Consider the following 18,940-nt stretch of genomic DNA (forward strand, 5'->3'; position numbering starts at 1 on the left):
TATAATAGGGGAGCAGTTAAGCGTTCAGGCTATACCAGCCCCTGTGAGGTTAAAATACCGTTGGGCATAGTTGTGAGAACAAAATCGTTGAATTTACCAGTGCTATAGGTAGTAGGTCTTAGATCTCCAACACTTATATTACCATCCCATAATTTTTCACTACTAGCATAGTTATTTCTGGCAATAGACCCAACACCCAGATATATATATAGCTGAACCGTTCGACTGTTCAAAGAATAATTAAGCTCCAATAAACCTGCACTTTTATAATAAAAAGTTACTTCTTGAGCCGGATTGGAATTATTTTTGATTACCGACCCGCTGCCAACAAATATAACTTTGTCATCAGTTCCCAAATTATTCGCACTGCTCCATGTCCCCCAGGTACCGGGTCCACTGCCTGCTGTTGAGAGTGTTGAAGAATCACTATCCATCCGGATATAGATGGTATAACTGGTATTAGCATCAAAAGTGCGGCTCGAATGGCTCGATGAGACTCCCTGAATCAGATCAAACACCACAATACTGGTATCAGGATTGACATAGCCATCACCTGTGGCAGCATTACCGTTCGAATCCCGGCTAAAGCCGGCAGTTACTGTTAGTTTATGCCCATCGCTAAATGGAGCATAATTAGGATTTGAAGTATCAAAGCCGTTAAAAAAAGATTCCAGTCCTGAGCCACAGGCATTCGCTGCGTCATCGGTAAAAGTAATTTCCAAACTGGTATCACTAACCGCCTTAACACTTAAAATATCATCGCCTGTATTATTTCCTAGATCGCCAGAACCAAAGTCGTAGCTGGTATTATTATTAAATGTCCAAACCAGCTTACTCCAGTCGAGCCGATCTTTAATATCGGTCGTTGCATCTTCACCGCTCTCCAGCATGGAGTTTATTCCGGTGCCGGTCAGGGTGAGGGTGTTGCTGGCCATATCGTAACTGACTCCGCTGTAGGTGGTTGTGGGTGGAGTCGTATCTATCGTGACACTGTTGGTCGATACAGTGCTCAGGTTGCCCGCACTGTCAGTCGTATATACCTTATAATCACCATCAACTAAACCGGCGGCAGCCAGATTGGTATCACTACTGGCGGTGCTAATAGTCACCCAATTCCAGTTATTGTCTGAGGCACCGGTAATATCGCTCAGGCTGTTGACCGTGATCGAGTCTTTAACCAAAAAGGCTGTGCCAGCTTCCGTGCTCTGAACCACCGCATTGCCGCTGCTACCGATGGTAGCCGCAGTGACGCTGGCGGTGGGTGCTGTATTATCAATAGTCAACCCATCGGTTGTAATACCTAAATTACCGGCAGCATCAACAAGATAGAGTTTGTAATCACCTGCTTCGAGTCCACTTAATGTCAAATCAGTAAATGTGTTGGCGCTGGTAATGCTGACGCTATTGATCTGGCTGTCGGTGACACCAGAAAAATCTGCTGCACTATTAATGGTGACGCTGTCTTTGATCAGATAAGCCATACCTGGGCCGTCGCTTTGTACTTGAACTGTTTTACTGTTGTTAAATACCGTCGAGGCGTCAAATTGTCTGACATAAACACTGTCATCACCGCCGCTATCATCACCACGCGAGGTGATTGCAAACTGACTGCCTATCCCTACTGCAGCAATTTCAGGATATCCTTTTGATGCAATCTCATTGTTTCCAACCTCGACTAATGTAACACTGCCGGATTTGGAACCATCAGCATTAAATTGCTGCAGATAGACCTGATCATCATTATTCGCATCATCGCCGAGCCAGGTGACGACATAGCCGCTGTTTGCCAGTGCTGTAATCTGTGGGTTTTCATCTCTGTCATCTGTCACTCCTATCGCTTCAAGTTGAACGATTGAATGATTCGTAGTACTGCCATCCGCATTGAAGTGCTGGACAAAGATACTATCATCACCATCACTGTCCTTTCCAGGCCAGGTCACCACAAATTCTCCGCTACTACCTATTGCGGCTATTTTTGCTTGCATATCAGATTGATCTGTTACACCTGTTGCTTCCAACAATACCTCTGTACCATTTTTTGTACCATCGGCATTAAAACGCTGTACAAAGACACTCCTGTCACCATCAGCATCAACACCATCCCAAACCACGACATATTCACCATTGCTACCTACAGCACTCACCTGCGGGCGTAAGTCATCTCCAGATAGTTGTCCTGTCGGCTCCAGCTTGACCTGATCTTTGCCCGTAATAGTTCCGTCGGCATTAAAATGCTGTACATAGATGCTTTCATCAGAACCATCATTACCCACCCAGGTCACCACATACTCACCGCTAATTCCGACACTGGTCACTTGAGGATCTTTGTCACCTCTATCTGTAACGCCAGTCGGTTCAAGTTTAACTTGAGCTTTGCCCGTGATTGTACCGTCAGCATTAAAATGCTGCACATAGATACTGTCATCATAATCACCAGGACCATCATTACCCACCCAGGTCACCACATACTCACCGCTAATTCCGACACTGGTCACTTGAGGAGCTTCGTCACCTCTATCTGTAACGCCAGTCGATTCAAGTTTAACTTGAGCTTTACCCGTGATTGTACCGTCAGCATTAAAATGCTGCACATAGATACTGTCATCATAATCATCAGGACCATCATTGCCCACCCAGGTCACCACATACTCACCGCTAATTCCGACACTGGTCACTTGAGGTGCACTGTCACCTCCATCTGTAACGCCAGTCGATTCAAGTTTAACTTGAGCTTTACCCGTGATTGTACCGTCAGTATTAAAATGCTGCACATAGATACTGTCATCATAATCATCAGGACCATCACCGCCTGTCCAGGTCACCACATACTCACCATTGCTGCCAATTGCAGATATTTGAGGATTTCTATCATCCATGTTTGTAACACCGCTCGCTTCCAGCGTCACAAAGGCTGTCGTCGATACAACATTGCCGTCGGGGGCGGTTGTATCAATGGTGACATCGGCGGCACCATCGGTAGAAAACTCACCAATATTGCCAAAAGCGTCGGTAATATTGGCGCGGAAGTTATAGCTGGTGCCTGCGGTCAGAGTCGGTGTGTCGATATCGACATAGCCGTTGCTGATATCGGTGCTGGTCAGGGTTACTGCCGTACCCAGTGCTGAGAAACCGTCATAGAGCTGTACTGAATCGCCACTGAGGGCGTTGGTACTATCCAGACTGACCCGGACGGTGAGTATGGTATCGTCAGAGATACCGTCATCAGCAACTGTGCCGGTGACACTCCCCTGATCGTCGGTAACAGCACTGATGGTCGGTGCATTGGGTGGCGTGTGGTCAACGGTCACGCTGGTACCTACCGTACCGATATTACCCGCCGCATCGACCAGATAGAGGGTATAGTTGCCCTCTTCCAGACCGGTCAACGGCAGATCGGTATCGGTATTGGCGCTGGTAATGGCCACTGTGTTCATCTGGCTATCAGGAGCACCGGTTAAATCTGTCACACTATTAACAGTAATCGTGTCCTTCACCAGATAGGCGGTTGCCGCTTCGCTGCTCTGCGCCCGCACCATGCCATCGATAAAGAACTGCTTGACGAAGATACTGACATCATCATCGCTGTCACGGCCATGCCAGGCAAGAACAAAGGCACCGCTATCGCCCAGTGCCAAAACTTCCGGGTACTGATCCGAACCGGTGGTATTACCGGTTGCTTCAAACTGCTGCGTCGGGCCGGCAGTGGTGCCATCAGCATTAAAGGCTTGCAGAAAGATGCTCTCGTCGCCTTCCTCATCATAATCATACCAGGTCACTAAATAGCGACCGGAATCCCCCAGCGCGGCAATTTTAGGTTTCGCTCCATTCCCGGAGTCGGGATTATTTATCGACTCCAGTTTTACCGTAGTAAATCCATCGGTGGTGCCACTGGCGTTAAACTGCTGTACAAAGATATCGTAGCTGTAATTAGAATCCATTCCTACCCAGGTAGCAACATACTGACCACTGCTGCCAACAGCGGCAATTTGTACATCTCTGTCATTACTGTGAGAATTTAGTTGCACCGGCGTATAGCCAGTAATGGTGCCATTAGCATCAAATTGCTGTACAAAGATACTGTCTCGATTGTCACTATTCTGACCTTTCCAGGCGACGACATAGCCGCCATTAAAATCAAGCGCAGTGACTTGAGAATGCTCGTCTCCACCAGTCGTATTACCCGTACCCTCTAGCTTCACCGGTGTGTCTCCGGTCCGGGTACCGTCGGCATTAAACTGCTGCACATAGATACTGTAGTCAGTATCAGGATAAATCGTTCCGTCCAAACCCGTCCAGGTTACCACATAGCCACCAGAATTCAGTGTGGTAATCTGTTGATATTGATCCCATGAACCATGAGCCTCCAGTATCACCGGTGTGTCATTTTTAACTGTGCCGTTCGCATTAAATTGTTGCACAAAAATGCTTCTATCACTGGATGTGCTACTGTTTTGGCCACGCCAAATCACCACATACTCACCACTACTACCTAATGAGGTAATTTGCGGCTCGTCATCCTCTCCGGCAGTGTATCCGGTTGCCTCCAGTTGTACTGGGTCATAGCCGGTCGTGGTGCCATCCGCATTAAACTGCTGCACGAATACACTGGTGTCGTTGTCACCACTATCGTCCAAACCGGACCAAGTCACCACATAACCGCCACTTTCGAGAGCAGTGATTTTGGGACGGTAATCATAGCTATCGGTAACCCCTATCCCGTCAAGCTGTACCGGCGAATAACCGGTTGTTGTTCCGTCCGCATTAAACTGCTGTACATAGATGCTCTTTAGAGGATAACTTCCGTATTCACCTTCCCACGCCACCACATAGCCGCCGTCGCTGCCGACTGACTCAAGGGCAACATATCTGTCCTCACCCGTTGTATAACCGGTAGCCTCCAGTTGAATCGTAGGGAAAGTAACCAGATCACTGACGCTGCCGGTGGGGCTGTTGCCATCAATACTTTCGCCCGCCAGTGTGACACTGGTGGTGGCACTGCTGGCATTGCCAGCCGCATCGGTTAAAGTGATATTGGTGGTGACACTGCCGGCATCGGCCACATCACTATCCCCCTCGACCGCGGTGTAGGTCGCACTGTAGGTGCCATCATTATTGTCGGTTATTCCGGTCAGGGTCTGGCCGTTAAAGGTGCCGGCCAGTGTCAGGCCGGTTTCATTACTGCCTGCGGTAACGGTAATTGTTATGGCATCACCAATTTTGTATGTACCATCGGCTACCGAGACACTGTTAATGGTCGGTGCGGTCTCATCAAAGCTGACGCTGCTGCTGTCGGTGGTGGCGGTAACTTGGGTCATGGCGTTACCGGCGGCATCGACCGCATCAATGGTAAAGCTCACCGCCCCTTCGGTATCACCCGCTTGCAGGGTGTAGCTGGCGGTGTAGGTGTTACCGCTGGTGTTGGTCGCTGTGACGCTGTTGCCACCAAGGGTCACTGTCGGTGTGCCACTGTGGCTGCCGTCGGTGGTGAAACTTAAGGTCACCGTATCGCCGACTTTGGCCAGGGTGGTGTCGCTGTTATCGGAGGCGATGCTGACGGCGGTTAAGGCCGGTGCGGTCTCATCAAAGCTGACGCTGCTGCTGTCGGTGGTGGCGGTAACTTGGGTCATGGCGTTACCGGCGGCATCGACCGCATCAATGCTGAAGCTCACCGCCCCTTCGGTATCACCGGCTTGCAGGGTGTAGCTGGCGGTGTAGGTGTTACCGCTGGTGTTGGTCGCTGTGACGCCGTTGCCACCAAGGGTCACTGTCGGTGTGCCACTGTGGCTGCCGTCGGTGGTAAAGCTGAGGGTCACGGTATCGCCCGTTTTGGCCAGGGCGGTGTCGCTGTTATCCGAGGCGATGCTGACGGCGGTTAAGGCCGGTGCGGTGGTGTCAAAGCTGACGCTGCTGCTGTCGGTGGTGGCGGTAACTTGGGTCATGGCGTTACCGGCGGCATCGACCGCATCAATGGTAAAGCTCACCGCCCCTTCGGTATCACCCGCTTGCAGGGTGTAGCTGGCGGTGTAGGTGTTACCGCTGGTGTTGGTCGCTGTGACGCTGTTGCCACCAAGAGTCACTGTCGGTGTGCCACTGTGGCTGCCGTCGGTGGTGAAACTTAAGGTCACGGTATCACCCACTTTGGCTAAGGTGGTGTCACTGTTATCGGAGGCGATGCTGACGGCGGTTAAGGCCGGTGCGGTCTCATCAAAGCTGACGCTGCTGCTGTCGGTGGTGGCGGTAACTTGGGTCATGGCGTTACCGGCGGCATCGACCGCATCAATGGTAAAACTGAGTGTCCCTTCGATATCACCGGCTTGCAGGGTGTAGCTGGCGGTGTAGGTGTTACCGCTGGTGTTGGTCGCTGTGACGCTGTTGCCACCAAGGGTCACTGTCGGTGTGCCACTGTGGCTGCCGTCGGTGGTGAAACTTAAGGTCACCGTATCGCCGACTTTGGCCAAGGTGGTGTCGCTGTTATCGGAGGCGATGCTGACGGCGGTTAAGGCCGGTGCGGTCTCATCAAAGCTGACGCTGCTGCTGTCGGTGGTGGCGGTAACTTGGGTCATGGCGTTACCGGCGGCATCGACCGCATCAATGGTAAAGCTCACCGCCCCTTCGGTATCACCGGCTTGCAGGGTGTAGCTGGCGGTGTAGGTGTTACCGCTGGTGTTGGTCGCTGTGACGCCGTTGCCACCAAGGGTCACTGTCGGTGTGCCACTGTGGCTGCCGTCGGTGGTGAAACTTAAGGTCACCGTATCGCCGACTTTGGCTAAGGTGGTGTCGCTGTTATCGGAGGCGATGCTGACGGCGGTTAAGGCCGGTGCGGTCTCATCAAAGCTGACGCTGCTGCTGTCGGTGGTGGCGGTAACTTGGGTCATGGCGTTACCGGCGGCATCGACCGCATCAATGGTAAAACTCACCGCCCCTTCGGTATCACCGGCTTGCAGGGTGTAGCTGGCGGTGTAGGTGTTACCGCTGGTGTTGGTCGCTGTGACGCTGTTGCCACCAAGGGTCACTGTCGGTGTGCCACTGTGGCTGCCGTCGGTGGTGAAGCTGAGGGTCACGGTATCGCCCGTTTTGGCCAGGGCGGTGTCGCTGTTATCGGAGGCGATGCTGACGGCGGTTAAGGCCGGTGCGGTCTCATCAAAGCTGACGCTGCTGCTGTCGGTGGTGGCGGTAACTTGGGTCATGGCGTTACCGGCGGCATCGACCGCATCAATGGTAAAGCTCACCGCCCCTTCGGTATCACCGGCTTGCAGGGTGTAGCTGGCGGTGTAGGTGTTACCGCTGGTGTTGGTCGCTGTGACGCCGTTGCCACCAAGGGTCACTGTCGGTGTGCCACTGTGGCTGCCGTCGGTGGTGAAGCTGAGGGTCACGGTATCGCCCGTTTTGGCCAAGGTGGTGTCGCTGTTATCGGAGGCGATGCTGACGGCGGTTAAGGCCGGTGCGGTCTCATCAAAGCTGACGCTGCTGCTGTCGGTGGTGGCGGTAACTTGGGTCATGGCGTTACCGGCGGCATCGACCGCATCAATGGTAAACTCACCGCCCCTTCGGTATCACCGGCTTGCAGGGTGTAGCTGGCGGTGTAGGTGTTACCGCTGGTGTTGGTCACTGTGACGCCGTTGCCACCAAGGGTCACTATCGGTGTGCCGCTGTGGCTGCCGTCGGTGGTGAAACTTAAGGTCACGGTATCACCCACTTTGGCTAAGGTGGTGTCGCTGTTATCGGAGGCGATGCTGACGGCGGTTAAGGCCGGTGCGGTGGTGTCAAAGCTGACGCTGCTGCTGTCGGTGGTGGCGGTAACTTGGGTCATGGCGTTACCGGCGGCATCGACCGCATCAATGGTAAAGCTCACCGCCCCTTCGGTATCACCCGCTTGCAGGGTGTAGCTGGCGGTGTAGGTGTTACCGCTGGTGTTGGTCGCTGTGACGCTGTTGCCACCAAGGTCACTGTCGGTGTGCCACTGTGGCTGCCGTCGGTGGTGAAACTTAAGGTCACCGTATCGCCGACTTTGGCTAAGGTGGTGTCGCTGTTATCGGAGGCGATGCTGACGGCGGTTAAGGCCGGTGCGGTCTCATCAAAGCTGACGCTGCTGCTGTCGGTGGTGGCGGTAACTTGGGTCATGGCGTTACCGGCGGCATCGACCGCATCAATGGTAAAGCTGAGTCGGCCCTTCGGTATCACCGGCTTGCAGGGTGTAGCTGGCGGTGTAGGTGTTACCGCTGGTGTTGGTCGCTGTGACGCTGTTGCCGCCAAGGGTCACTGTCGGTGTGCCACTGTGGCTGCCGTCGGTGGTGAAACTTAAGGTCACGGTATCGCCCGTTTTGGCCAAGGCGGTGTCGCTGTTATCGGAGGCGATGCTGACGGCGGTTAAGGCCGGTGCGGTGGTGTCAAAGCTGACGCTGCTGCTGTCGGTGGTGGCGGTAACTTGGGTCATGGCGTTACCGGCGGCATCGACCGCATCAATGGTAAAGCTCACCGCCCCTTCGGTATCACCCGCTTGCAGGGTGTAGCTGGCGGTGTAGGTGTTACCGCTGGTGTTGGTCACTGTGACGCCGTTGCCACCAAGGGTCACTGTCGGTGTGCCACTGTGGCTGCCGTCGGTGGTGAAACTTAAGGTCACCGTATCGCCGACTTTGGCCAGGGTGGTGTCGCTGTTATCGGAGGCGATGCTGACGGCGGTTAAGGCCGGTGCGGTCTCATCAAAGCTGACGCTGCTGCTGTCGGTGGTGGCGGTAACTTGGGTCATGGCGTTACCGGCGGCATCGACCGCATCAATGGTGAAGCTCACCGCCCCTTCGGTATCACCGGCTTGCAGGGTGTAGCTGGCGGTGTAGGTGTTACCGCTGGTGTTGGTCGCTGTGACGCCGTTGCCGCCAAGGGTCACTGTCGGTGTGCCACTGTGGCTGCCGTCGGTGGTAAAGCTGAGGGTCACGGTATCGCCCGTTTTGGCCAGGGCGGTGTCGCTGTTATCGGAGGCGATGCTGACGGCGGTTAAGGCCGGTGCGGTGGTGTCAAAGCTGACGCTGCTGCTGTCGGTGGTGGCGGTAACTTGGGTCATGGCGTTACCGGCGGCATCGACCGCATCAATGGTAAAGCTCACCGCCCCTTCGGTATCACCCGCTTGCAGGGTGTAGCTGGCGGTGTAGGTGTTACCGCTGGTGTTGGTCGCTGTGACGCTGTTGCCACCAAGGGTCACTGTCGGTGTGCCACTGTGGCTGCCGTCGGTGGTGAAACTTAAGGTCACCGTATCGCCGACTTTGGCTAAGGTGGTGTCGCTGTTATCGGAGGCGATGCTGACGGCGGTTAAGGCCGGTGCGGTCTCATCAAAGCTGACGCTGCTGCTGTCGGTGGTGGCGGTAACTTGGGTCATGGCGTTACCGGCGGCATCGACCGCATCAATGGTAAAACTGAGTGTCCCTTCGATATCACCGGCTTGCAGGGTGTAGCTGGCGGTGTAGGTGTTACCGCTGGTGTTGGTCGCTGTGACGCTGTTGCCACCAAGGGTCACTGTCGGTGTGCCACTGTGGCTGCCGTCGGTGGTGAAAGCTGAGGGTCACGGTATCGCCCGTTTTGGCCAGGGTGGTGTCGCTGTTATCGGAGGCGATGCTGACGGCGGTTAAGGCCGGTGCGGTCTCATCAAAGCTGACGCTGCTGCTGTCGGTGGTGGCGGTAACTTGGGTCATGGCGTTACCAGCGGCATCGACCGCATCAATGGTAAAACTCACCGCCCCTTCGGTATCACCGGCTTGCAGGGTGTAGCTGGCGGTGTAGGTGTTACCGCTGGTGTTGGTCACTGTGACGCCGTTGCCGCCAAGGGTCACTGTCGGTGTGCCACTGTGGCTGCCGTCGGTGGTAAAGCTGAGGGTCACGGTATCACCCGTTTTGGCCAAGGTGGTGTCACTGTTATCGGAGGCGATGCTGACGGCGGTTAAGGCCGGTGCGGTCTCATCAAAGCTGACGCTGCTGCTGTCGGTGGTGGCGGTAACTTGGGTCATGGCGTTACCAGCGGCATCGACCGCATCAATGGTAAAACTCACCGCCCCTTCGGTATCACCGGCTTGCAGGGTGTAGCTGGCGGTGTAGGTGTTACCGCTGGTGTTGGTCGCTGTGACGCCGTTGCCACCAAGGGTCACTGTCGGTGTGCCGCTGTGGCTGCCGTCGGTGGTGAAACTTAAGGTCACGGTATCCCCACTTTGGCTAAGGTGGTGTCGCTGTTATCGGAGGCGATGCTGACGGCGGTTAAGGCCGGTGCGGTGTCGTCAAAGCTGACGCTGCTGCTGTCGGTGGTGGCGGTAACTTGGGTCATGGCGTTACCGGCGGCATCGACCGCATCAATGGTAAAGCTCACCGCCCCTTCGGTATCACCCGCTTGCAGGGTGTAGCTGGCGGTGTAGGTGTTACCGCTGGTGTTGGTCGCTGTGACGCTGTTGCCACCAAGGGTCACTGTCGGTGTGCCACTGTGGCTGCCGTCGGTGGTGAAACTTAAGGTCACCGTATCGCCGACTTTGGCCAGGGTGGTGTCGCTGTTATCGGAGGCGATGCTGACGGCGGTTAAGGCCGGTGCGGTCTCATCAAAGCTGACGCTGCTGCTGTCGGTGGTGGCGGTAACTTGGGTCATGGCGTTACCGGCGGCATCGACCGCATCAATGGTGAAGCTCACCGCCCCTTCGGTATCACCGGCTTGCAGGGTGTAGCTGGCGGTGTAGGTGTTACCGCTGGTGTTGGTCGCTGTGACGCCGTTGCCACCAAGGGTCACTGTCGGTGTGCCACTGTGGCTGCCGTCGGTGGTAAAGCTGAGGGTCACGGTATCGCCCGTTTTGGCCAGGGCGGTGTCGCTGTTATCGGAGGCGATGCTGACGGCGGTTAAGGCCGGTGCGGTGGTGTCAAAGCTGACGCTGCTGCTGTCGGTGGTGGCGGTAACTTGGGTCATGGCGTTACCGGCGGCATCGACCGCATCAATGGTAAAGCTCACCGCCCCTTCGGTATCACCCGCTTGCAGGGTGTAGCTGGCGGTGTAGGTGTTACCGCTGGTGTTGGTCGCTGTGACGCTGTTGCCACCAAGGGTCACTGTCGGTGTGCCACTGTGGCTGCCGTCGGTGGTGAAACTTAAGGTCACCGTATCGCCGACTTTGGCTAAGGTGGTGTCGCTGTTATCGGAGGCGATGCTGACGGCGGTTAAGGCCGGTGCGGTCTCATCAAAGCTGACGCTGCTGCTGTCGGTGGTGGCGGTAACTTGGGTCATGGCGTTACCGGCGGCATCGACCGCATCAATGGTAAAACTGAGTGTCCCTTCGATATCACCCGCTTGCAGGGTGTAGCTGGCGGTGTAGGTGTTACCGCTGGTGTTGGTCGCTGTGACGCTGTTGCCGCCAAGGGTCACTGTCGGTGTGCCACTGTGGCTGCCGTCGGTGGTGAAACTTAAGGTCACGGTATCACCCGTTTTGGCCAAGGCGGTGTCGCTGTTATCGGAGGCGATGCTGACGGCGGTTAAGGCCGGTGCGGTGGTGTCAAAGCTGACGCTGCTGCTGTCGGTGGTGGCGGTAACTTGGGTCATGGCGTTACCGGCGGCATCGACCGCATCAATGGTAAAGCTCACCGCCCCTTCGGTATCACCCGCTTGCAGGGTGTAGCTGGCGGTGTAGGTGTTACCGCTGGTGTTGGTCACTGTGACGCCGTTGCCGCCAAGGGTCACTGTCGGTGTGCCACTGTGGCTGCCGTCGGTGGTGAAACTTAAGGTCACCGTATCGCCGACTTTGGCCAGGGTGGTGTCGCTGTTATCGGAGGCGATGCTGACGGCGGTTAAGGCCGGTGCGGTCTCATCAAAGCTGACGCTGCTGCTGTCGGTGGTGGCGGTAACTTGGGTCATGGCGTTACCGGCGGCATCGACCGCATCAATGCTGAAGCTCACCGCCCCTTCGGTATCACCGGCTTGCAGGGTGTAGCTGGCGGTGTAGGTGTTACCGCTGGTGTTGGTCGCTGTGACGCCGTTGCCACCAAGGGTCACTGTCGGTGTGCCACTGTGGCTGCCGTCGGTGGTAAAGCTGAGGGTCACGGTATCGCCCGTTTTGGCCAGGGCGGTGTCGCTGTTATCGAGGCGATGCTGACGGCGGTTAAGGCCGGTGCGGTGGTGTCAAAGCTGACGCTGCTGCTGTCGGTGGTGGCGGTAACTTGGGTCATGGCGTTACCGGCGGCATCGACCGCATCAATGGTAAAGCTCACCGCCCCTTCGGTATCACCCGCTTGCAGGGTGTAGCTGGCGGTGTAGGTGTTACCGCTGGTGTTGGTCGCTGTGACGCTGTTGCCACCAAGAGTCACTGTCGGTGTGCCACTGTGGCTGCCGTCGGTGGTGAAACTTAAGGTCACCGTATCGCCGACTTTGGCTAAGGTGGTGTCGCTGTTATCGGAGGCGATGCTGACGGCGGTTAAGGCCGGTGCGGTCTCATCAAAGCTGACGCTGCTGCTGTCGGTGGTGGCGGTAACTTGGGTCATGGCGTTACCGGCGGCATCGACCGCATCAATGGTAAAACTGAGTGTCCCTTCGATATCACCGGCCTGCAGGGTGTAGCTGGCGGTGTAGGTGTTACCGCTGGTGTTGGTCGCTGTGACGCTGTTGCCACCAAGGGTCACTGTCGGTGTGCCACTGTGGCTGCCGTCGGTAGTGAAGCTGAGGGTCACGGTATCGCCCGTTTTGGCCAGGGCGGTGTCGCTGTTATCGGAGGCGATGCTGACGGCGGTTAAGGCCGGTGCGGTCTCATCAAAGCTGACGCTGCTGCTGTCGGTGGTGGCGGTAACTTGGGTCATGGCGTTACCAGCGGCATCGTTCGCATCAATGGTAAAACTCACCGCCCCTTCGGTATCACCGGCTTGCAGGGTGTAGCTGGCGGTGTAGGTGTTACCGCTGGTGTTGGTCACTGTGACGCCGTTGCCACCAAGGGTCACTATCGGTGTGCCGCTGTGGCTGCCGTCGGTGGTGAAACTTAAGGTCACGGTATCGCCGACTTTGGCCTGTGTATTATTGCTGTTATTGGAGGCAATCGACATGTCAGTTAAGATCGGAGCCGTGGTATCCACCACAAGTGTTTGACTGGCGACAGCCGAGCGATTGCCAGCACTATCTGTGGCCGTGACCGATACGCTGTTATCGCCGTTGCTATTCATCGCTAAGGTACCACTGACCGCAGTGGCGGTAGCGGTATCAATACGCCAGTTACCGCTGCTGTCGGCAGTGGTGTTGTAGGTTGCACCGGCAATATCGACGGTGACTGTGCTGCCGGCTTCGGCGGTACCACTGATGGTCGGGGTGGTGATATTACTTAATGCCGCTGAGCTGATGGTCGGCATATCAGGATTGAGAGTGTCTACAGACTGAACTGATTGAATAGCAGCAACATTACTATTCCCTGCGCCATCATTAACAACACCGGCGGCTATATCAACCGTCATATCACTGACACTACTGCTATCCGGTGAAACCACCAAGGTGTATTCAGTAGCACTAATAGTCGTCAAAGTGCCTTTGGTACCCCCATTAACATTCACATCTTCAACCGTAAAGCCACTCACTGCCTCACTGAAGGTAAAGGTATAGGTAACATCACGATTAGTCGTACCGGCAGTATCATCGGTAATGATCACAGAGGGACGAATAGCGTTTAACACTACAGCTAACTCTGTGTTATTAGCGAGATCATCTGTGGTAAACATAGCAAGGATCGCATTGCCCCGGTTATCCACATCCTCAGCGGTCATATTCAATACTAAATTCGTTCTGACACTTAACGGCAATCCTTGCTGACTGGCTGCGTCAAGACTGTCGAGCAACTCTGTAACTGTGGCACTTTGCAATTGAGCAATCACTGTGGTCGGCAGGTTGCCGATAATGTCGGCACTTTTGTTCTCATCAATACTGCTAAAGTCGATGGGTAGTGCTTCAATCAGGCTGACCAGGTTGGTCTCATTAACAGTCGCCAACTCACTGCCGCTAAGACGCTCTATCGCCCCAGAGACTATCAGGCTTTGGTTGCCGGACAATGCCGTCGGGTCAAGTGTGTTCAGGTTGTTCAGCAGTTCATCGTTGCTGTACATCGCCTCAATAGCGGCTAACCGGGTCTCGGTCAGCTCAGTTTCAGTCAAGTTCTCTACCAGAGCGTTTTTATTACTCAGGGGGAGCGCGGAGCGGCTGGCAGGCTCCAGAGTATCAAGCAGGCTAGCGATAGTGTTTGGCGCTAGCTGACTGATAACAGTAGTCGGTATGTTATTTAAAACAAAACTACGCTGTTCATCGGTAAGTTCTGGACTCCCCGCAGTGATCAACCCTGCCAACACCATCGAATCGATTGTCTGTAGCTGTTCAGCCGTTAATCCTGCTAACTGTTGCCCCAGAGTAACCGAAGGAGGCTCTGTTGGAGTGGGTGTGACCGGAACAGGGGGTTCAATATTCTGATCTTGATCTGTAGTCTCACCCACATCACCTGTAGCGGGTGTTTCTGCCTGTTCTCCCTCCTCTTCACCGCCGCCGGTCGGCTCTGACCCAGTGGTACTCTCTCCGTTTGGGGTATCGGTCTGCTCCCCAGAGTTATTGATCGTATCGGCATCAGCATTATCATCGCCATCGACATCGCCCAATACTGTGCGAGCCACCTCTGATGACCGATTCAGTTCAGAACTGCTACTTTTGGCAACCACAGCTGCGGTATCACCGCTTTGAGCACTGTTTTGCACATCATTTTCAATCTCCTCTGCTACAATCTGCACTGCAGCAATCGCTTTTAAGGCATCGAGCCCGGTGGTTGCGGCACTACTCTTTTCAACAATGGTGCGATTCAGATTAACTGTCGCGGTTGCAGCAGCCGTAACCACCTGCCCAATTTGTTGTTGCTGCACCTCATCTGCCCCGGCTTTAACCGTTGCACCTTTAAACAGCGTTTCGGTTTGAGTCGTATCGGCCAGATCAATCTGAAATTCAGTATCCACCTGCAGACCGTTAACGATAATATCGGCCATGGTGTCGAGTATCGCCTCTTGCCCTGTCGACTTATCACTGGTAATACCACCACCGGTCAATAGTGACGCTCCCTGTCCTAGCGTAGTATTAAGCTGTGCGGCAATGCGTTGTGTCACTAACGCTTGCTCGACCTGTTCCGGGGTTGCATCTGCGGCTGTAGTAGTCGCTATCGGGTCGTAGTTTTTAAGCTCTATGGCTTCATCTATACTTAAAGAACGCTTAACCATTATCTCAGCGGTAGTTGCATCGACATTATTGCCCGCTTTCATCACCTTGGACACTAAGGTAGTGATCGGCCCGATAATAGTTGCCCCCTCCGGAGAGCGGTAGCTACCCTCTACTGCCTTACCGGTTGAGATGTCGATCCCGCCAATTGAGATGAGCTCCCCCCGAATCGGGCTGCCATCGGCTGTTTCAAGCAGAAAGTCACCTTTATCAACGGTTACGGTGCTTAACTCGCCCTCATCCAGCACCCCATTGCCATTTGCGTCAGCAAAGACGATTGCCTCACGCACATAACCATCAATTACTTTCCCTTCATGTCGATTGGGCAAGCTCTCATCAGGCTCGGGCTCAATCACCTCAGACGCACCACTACTGCTGCTATCACCCCCACTGCCAAGTAGCACTCCCCCCAATCCCAGCGCTCCACCCGCCCAGAGCCAGCCACTGTCAGAATCACGCTCTTCAGTCATCAAAACATCGGTTTCCTGTCTTAGCTGCCAGACAATGTCACCATCTGCTGTGGAGTCTTCGGTAGTGATGAGAGTAGTTTCTGTATCGTTTTCCGTGCCCATCAAAGTCGCTGTAGCCGCTTTTCCCGGTTCGTAGAAACTTTGTAGCAACAGGACAGGGCTACCCTCGACCTCCACAACCAAGTCATCCCCCTCTCGCTTTAACAGCAATCCTGTAGGTATCTGACCTAACGGTTCAAAGATGAGCTGATAAACCGTACCCATTTGAACGGATACCATTTGTACCTGATCGGTAATTTGAATGGCTTGACTTTTCGGACTCATTGGTTTTCTCCGGCTATAATCTGCGGTAACGCTTATTAAAAAATTGCGTTAGATAGTAACCATTTTTATTAACAGAAAAACTCACAAACCCTTGCAAACCCTTGCAAAAGCTTGCATTGAACAAAACGATGACTATTTTTATAGCAACAGAGCTCGGTTATGCTGCAACACCTGACTCAGCGTAAATCTTCAACTATCACCGCCTGACTGAATACATAACCTACTCCGCGTACTGTTTTTATCGGTGATTGCTCTACAGCCGGATGATGCTCTGCAACGGTTTGTTGTATCTTTTGGCGTAAGCGGCTGACACAGACCTCCAGCCGGCGCGGGTCAAAAGCGAGTACATTACCCGGGCTAACTACCGCAATTAGCTCATCACGGGTGATAGTTTGGCCGGCACTCTGCGCTAAACGCAACACAATCGCCGCTTCCATGCCGGTAAGGGGGATAGATGCGCCTAACGGGCTGACCAGTTCATACCCACCCTGTAGTAGCTGCCAACTACCATGGTTTGGCTTTGGCTGCGCATGGCTCACCCGCCGATAGAGCGCGGCAATTTGTGCCGATAGCCTGCGCCAGTCAACCGGCTTGGCCATAAAGATATCGGCGCCGTGTTGATAGCTTTTCAGGCAGGTCTCCACCTCATCCAGTGCAGTCAGAATAATAATGCCGATGTCCGGAAAGGTGCTGCGTAACCGCGTGGCGATAGAGAGCCCATCTTCACCCGGCAGACCGATATCGAGTAGTGCAATATCGAAGTTTCGTTGCCTGATGACCTCGTCCATCGCTTTAGCATCGCTAACCGCAGTGACCGCAATACCATCGGTTTGCAATTGAAAACCGAGATCGTCTCGCAGATCTGCGTTATCTTCGACAAACAGGAGTTGGATAGGTGTTGGCTTCATGCCGCTATTATAGAAACTATTGCGCGGTAAAAACCTCACAAAAGCTTGCAATCGGCGATTATTTACCGGGCAACCAGACGCTAAAGCGAATTTTAGCCGATGGCAGATTCTCTACCGTAACCGTTCCCTGATGTTTTTGCGCAATACCCGCAACCAGATAGAGTCCTAAGCCCATTCCCGGCTGATTATGGATCTCCGAGCCGCGTTGGTATTTGTGAAAGATAGTCGCCTGGCTCTGCTCCGGAATAGGTTCTCCGGCGTTGGTAATCTGCCAGACGATTCCCGCTCTGCTATTGTTGGATTGGTGGCTTATTGCAATATCGATTTGGCTTTTTGGGGTCGAATATTTATGGGCATTATCCAGTAGATTAATTAGGACTATTCGTATCAAGCGCTGATCAGCCCATATTGGCATAACCGGCTGTTCACAGCGTACATCCACCCGATCTAGCGCGTGTATCCGGTTCAACTCCACCACTTCATAAGTCAGCTCGACCAGATCCATTTCACCGAGTTCTAAGGGTAAGAACTCCTCCTGATGCTTCTTTTGCAGCGCCATCTCCATAACCCCATTCATCCGTTTCACCGCATTTTGAATCCGATCATAGCGTTTACTGCGATCTTCGGCGCTGTGTTCAATTTTTTCGTCCAATAACTTTAACGACGCATTGGCCGCATCGATGACTGCTATGGGGGTTTTGATCTCATGGGTCAGCATCGACAACAACTGGCTCTGCTCTTCGCGGTAGATTTTTTCGATGGCTATCTGTCGCTGCGCATTTAGAGCCTCTTCCATGGTGCGTTTGTGATCTTGTTCCAGTTTTTGATAGTGCAGCATCATCGCAAAGTGGAGGGTAAGTATATGGAACAGATGACTTAACATACCGGTGAAGGTGACCGACTCATCAAAGGGTATCAATGCCAGTACACCTAATATATTCATACTTATCAGCAGCACATAAGCCATATGCGATACCACCAGCATACGATTCCACAGATAACCTGTCTGCCACAAACGCCACATTGGCCACAAAAATGTCCCTAAGGAGAAGATAGCTGTGAATAACATTATCGGTGCAAATAGTTGATAATAGCCTAGTGGCGTTGCTATGGCGGTAATCAGGCTTACTGTGGCACCGAACTGATTCACCCGATAGATAAACGGATGATATTTTCTATACTCATATAAAACCGCAAAAAAGAGATAGGCCGATGCCGCTGACAACGAGATAGAGATGCCCAACAGCAGGTTGGCATATAACGGATTTTCCGGAAACAGATATTCCGACGCAAAGCCGTTAATCGCCATCCACTGCACACTGTTTAGTCCTAGATAGACCACATAAATAAGAAATACCGTCCGGCGCGATAGCAGATAGTTCGCTGCATTAAACAGCAATACGGTCATCATCAGACTCCAAAAGAGGCCAAACAAAAAATAGCTGTCACGGCTATAGCCGGAAAAGTCATCCGGTTGCCACAGTCGTATCGATGCCACCATCGTGCTTGAGGTTTGTAGCCGCAGGTAAAAGTGGTGTGTTCCGGGTTCGATAAGCAGCTTAAACACAGTAGCACGATAGTCGACCTCTTTGCGCGATTGGGGGACAAAATCGCCACCGGAGCGTTTGCTTAATGCGCCATGTTCATTGAGATGATATAGCTGAATACTATCGAGATAGGGCGGAATTACCTCCATCCAGACAGGTTTGTCTATTTGTTCAGGTTGTCGCAGCGAAAAGTGTAACCAGTAAACATGGGGTACATAGCCGACACTGAGATTGCCGCTCAGGGTTTGGAATTTTCCCTCTGCCTGTCGCTGTTGTATCTGTTTAAATGAGAGCTCGCTGCTGCGGTCAAGATAGGCGGAGAGCTCTCCCTGATTGAGCTCGATGCGGTTATTGTCGCTAAATTCGAGGGTAAATGGTTCGGCGGCCTGTACTGATTTGAGCAGTAAACCTAGCAAGATGACCAAAGCGATAGGGTGTTTCATGTTTTGGCTACTGTTTTAG

9 protein-coding genes are annotated in these 18,940 nt (G+C 53.7%); all 9 read right to left on the reverse strand.

All coding sequences use genetic code 11. The features are described 5' to 3' along the window. Positions 1–29: 29 nt before the first annotated feature. Positions 30–7,499 carry a hypothetical protein gene (locus D5085_15790; GenBank protein QEP44462.1) on the reverse strand — a complete coding sequence of 2,490 codons (7,470 nt, stop codon included), beginning with the start codon at positions 7,497–7,499 and terminating at the stop codon, positions 30–32. Then, entirely contained in the window at positions 7,496–7,852 is a 357-nt protein-coding gene (locus D5085_15795) for a hypothetical protein (protein QEP44463.1), read from the reverse strand. Before D5085_15795 ends, D5085_15790 begins: the two co-directional genes overlap by 4 nt. Then, positions 7,849–8,181, reverse strand: coding sequence for a hypothetical protein (locus D5085_15800; GenBank protein ID QEP44464.1), 333 nt, complete (start codon positions 8,179–8,181; stop codon positions 7,849–7,851). The genes D5085_15795 and D5085_15800 overlap by 4 nt, the downstream gene beginning before the upstream one ends. Then, on the reverse strand, positions 8,147–9,508 hold the full coding sequence (locus D5085_15805) for a hypothetical protein (GenBank protein ID QEP44465.1): 1,362 nt from the start codon (positions 9,506–9,508) through the stop codon (positions 8,147–8,149). The genes D5085_15800 and D5085_15805 overlap by 35 nt, the downstream gene beginning before the upstream one ends. Continuing rightward, positions 9,462–10,181 (reverse strand): hypothetical protein, encoded by a 720-nt coding sequence (locus D5085_15810; GenBank protein ID QEP44466.1) that lies wholly within the window; start codon positions 10,179–10,181, stop codon positions 9,462–9,464. The genes D5085_15805 and D5085_15810 overlap by 47 nt, the downstream gene beginning before the upstream one ends. After that, the gene (locus D5085_15815; GenBank protein ID QEP44467.1) at positions 10,178–12,052 is read right to left on the reverse strand and encodes a hypothetical protein; all 1,875 of its coding nucleotides are present in this window, start codon (positions 12,050–12,052) and stop codon (positions 10,178–10,180) included. The genes D5085_15810 and D5085_15815 overlap by 4 nt, the downstream gene beginning before the upstream one ends. Then, positions 12,049–16,023 carry a hypothetical protein gene (locus D5085_15820; protein ID QEP44468.1) on the reverse strand — a complete coding sequence of 1,325 codons (3,975 nt, stop codon included), beginning with the start codon at positions 16,021–16,023 and terminating at the stop codon, positions 12,049–12,051. Before D5085_15820 ends, D5085_15815 begins: the two co-directional genes overlap by 4 nt. A gap of 176 nt (positions 16,024–16,199) precedes the next feature. Continuing rightward, positions 16,200–16,982 carry a DNA-binding response regulator gene (locus D5085_15825; protein QEP44469.1) on the reverse strand — a complete coding sequence of 261 codons (783 nt, stop codon included), beginning with the start codon at positions 16,980–16,982 and terminating at the stop codon, positions 16,200–16,202. Between the two features lie 7 nt (positions 16,983–16,989). Further along, positions 16,990–18,921 carry a hypothetical protein gene (locus tag D5085_15830; GenBank protein QEP44470.1) on the reverse strand — a complete coding sequence of 644 codons (1,932 nt, stop codon included), beginning with the start codon at positions 18,919–18,921 and terminating at the stop codon, positions 16,990–16,992. Between the last annotated feature and the right edge of the window lie 19 nt (positions 18,922–18,940).

This window comes from Ectothiorhodospiraceae bacterium BW-2, from assembly GCA_008375315.1.
Classification (GTDB): domain Bacteria; phylum Pseudomonadota; class Gammaproteobacteria; order Thiohalomonadales; family Thiohalomonadaceae; genus BW-2.

Excerpts from the sequence above, each read along its gene's own strand:
- D5085_15790 (QEP44462.1), bottom strand. The coding sequence starts at position 7,499 with ATGACCCAAGTTACCGCCACCACCGACAGCAGCAGCGTCAGCTTTGAT.
- D5085_15820 (QEP44468.1), bottom strand. The coding sequence starts at position 16,023 with ATGAGTCCGAAAAGTCAAGCCATTCAAATTACCGATCAGGTACAAATG.
- D5085_15830 (QEP44470.1), bottom strand. The coding sequence starts at position 18,921 with ATGAAACACCCTATCGCTTTGGTCATCTTGCTAGGTTTACTGCTCAAA.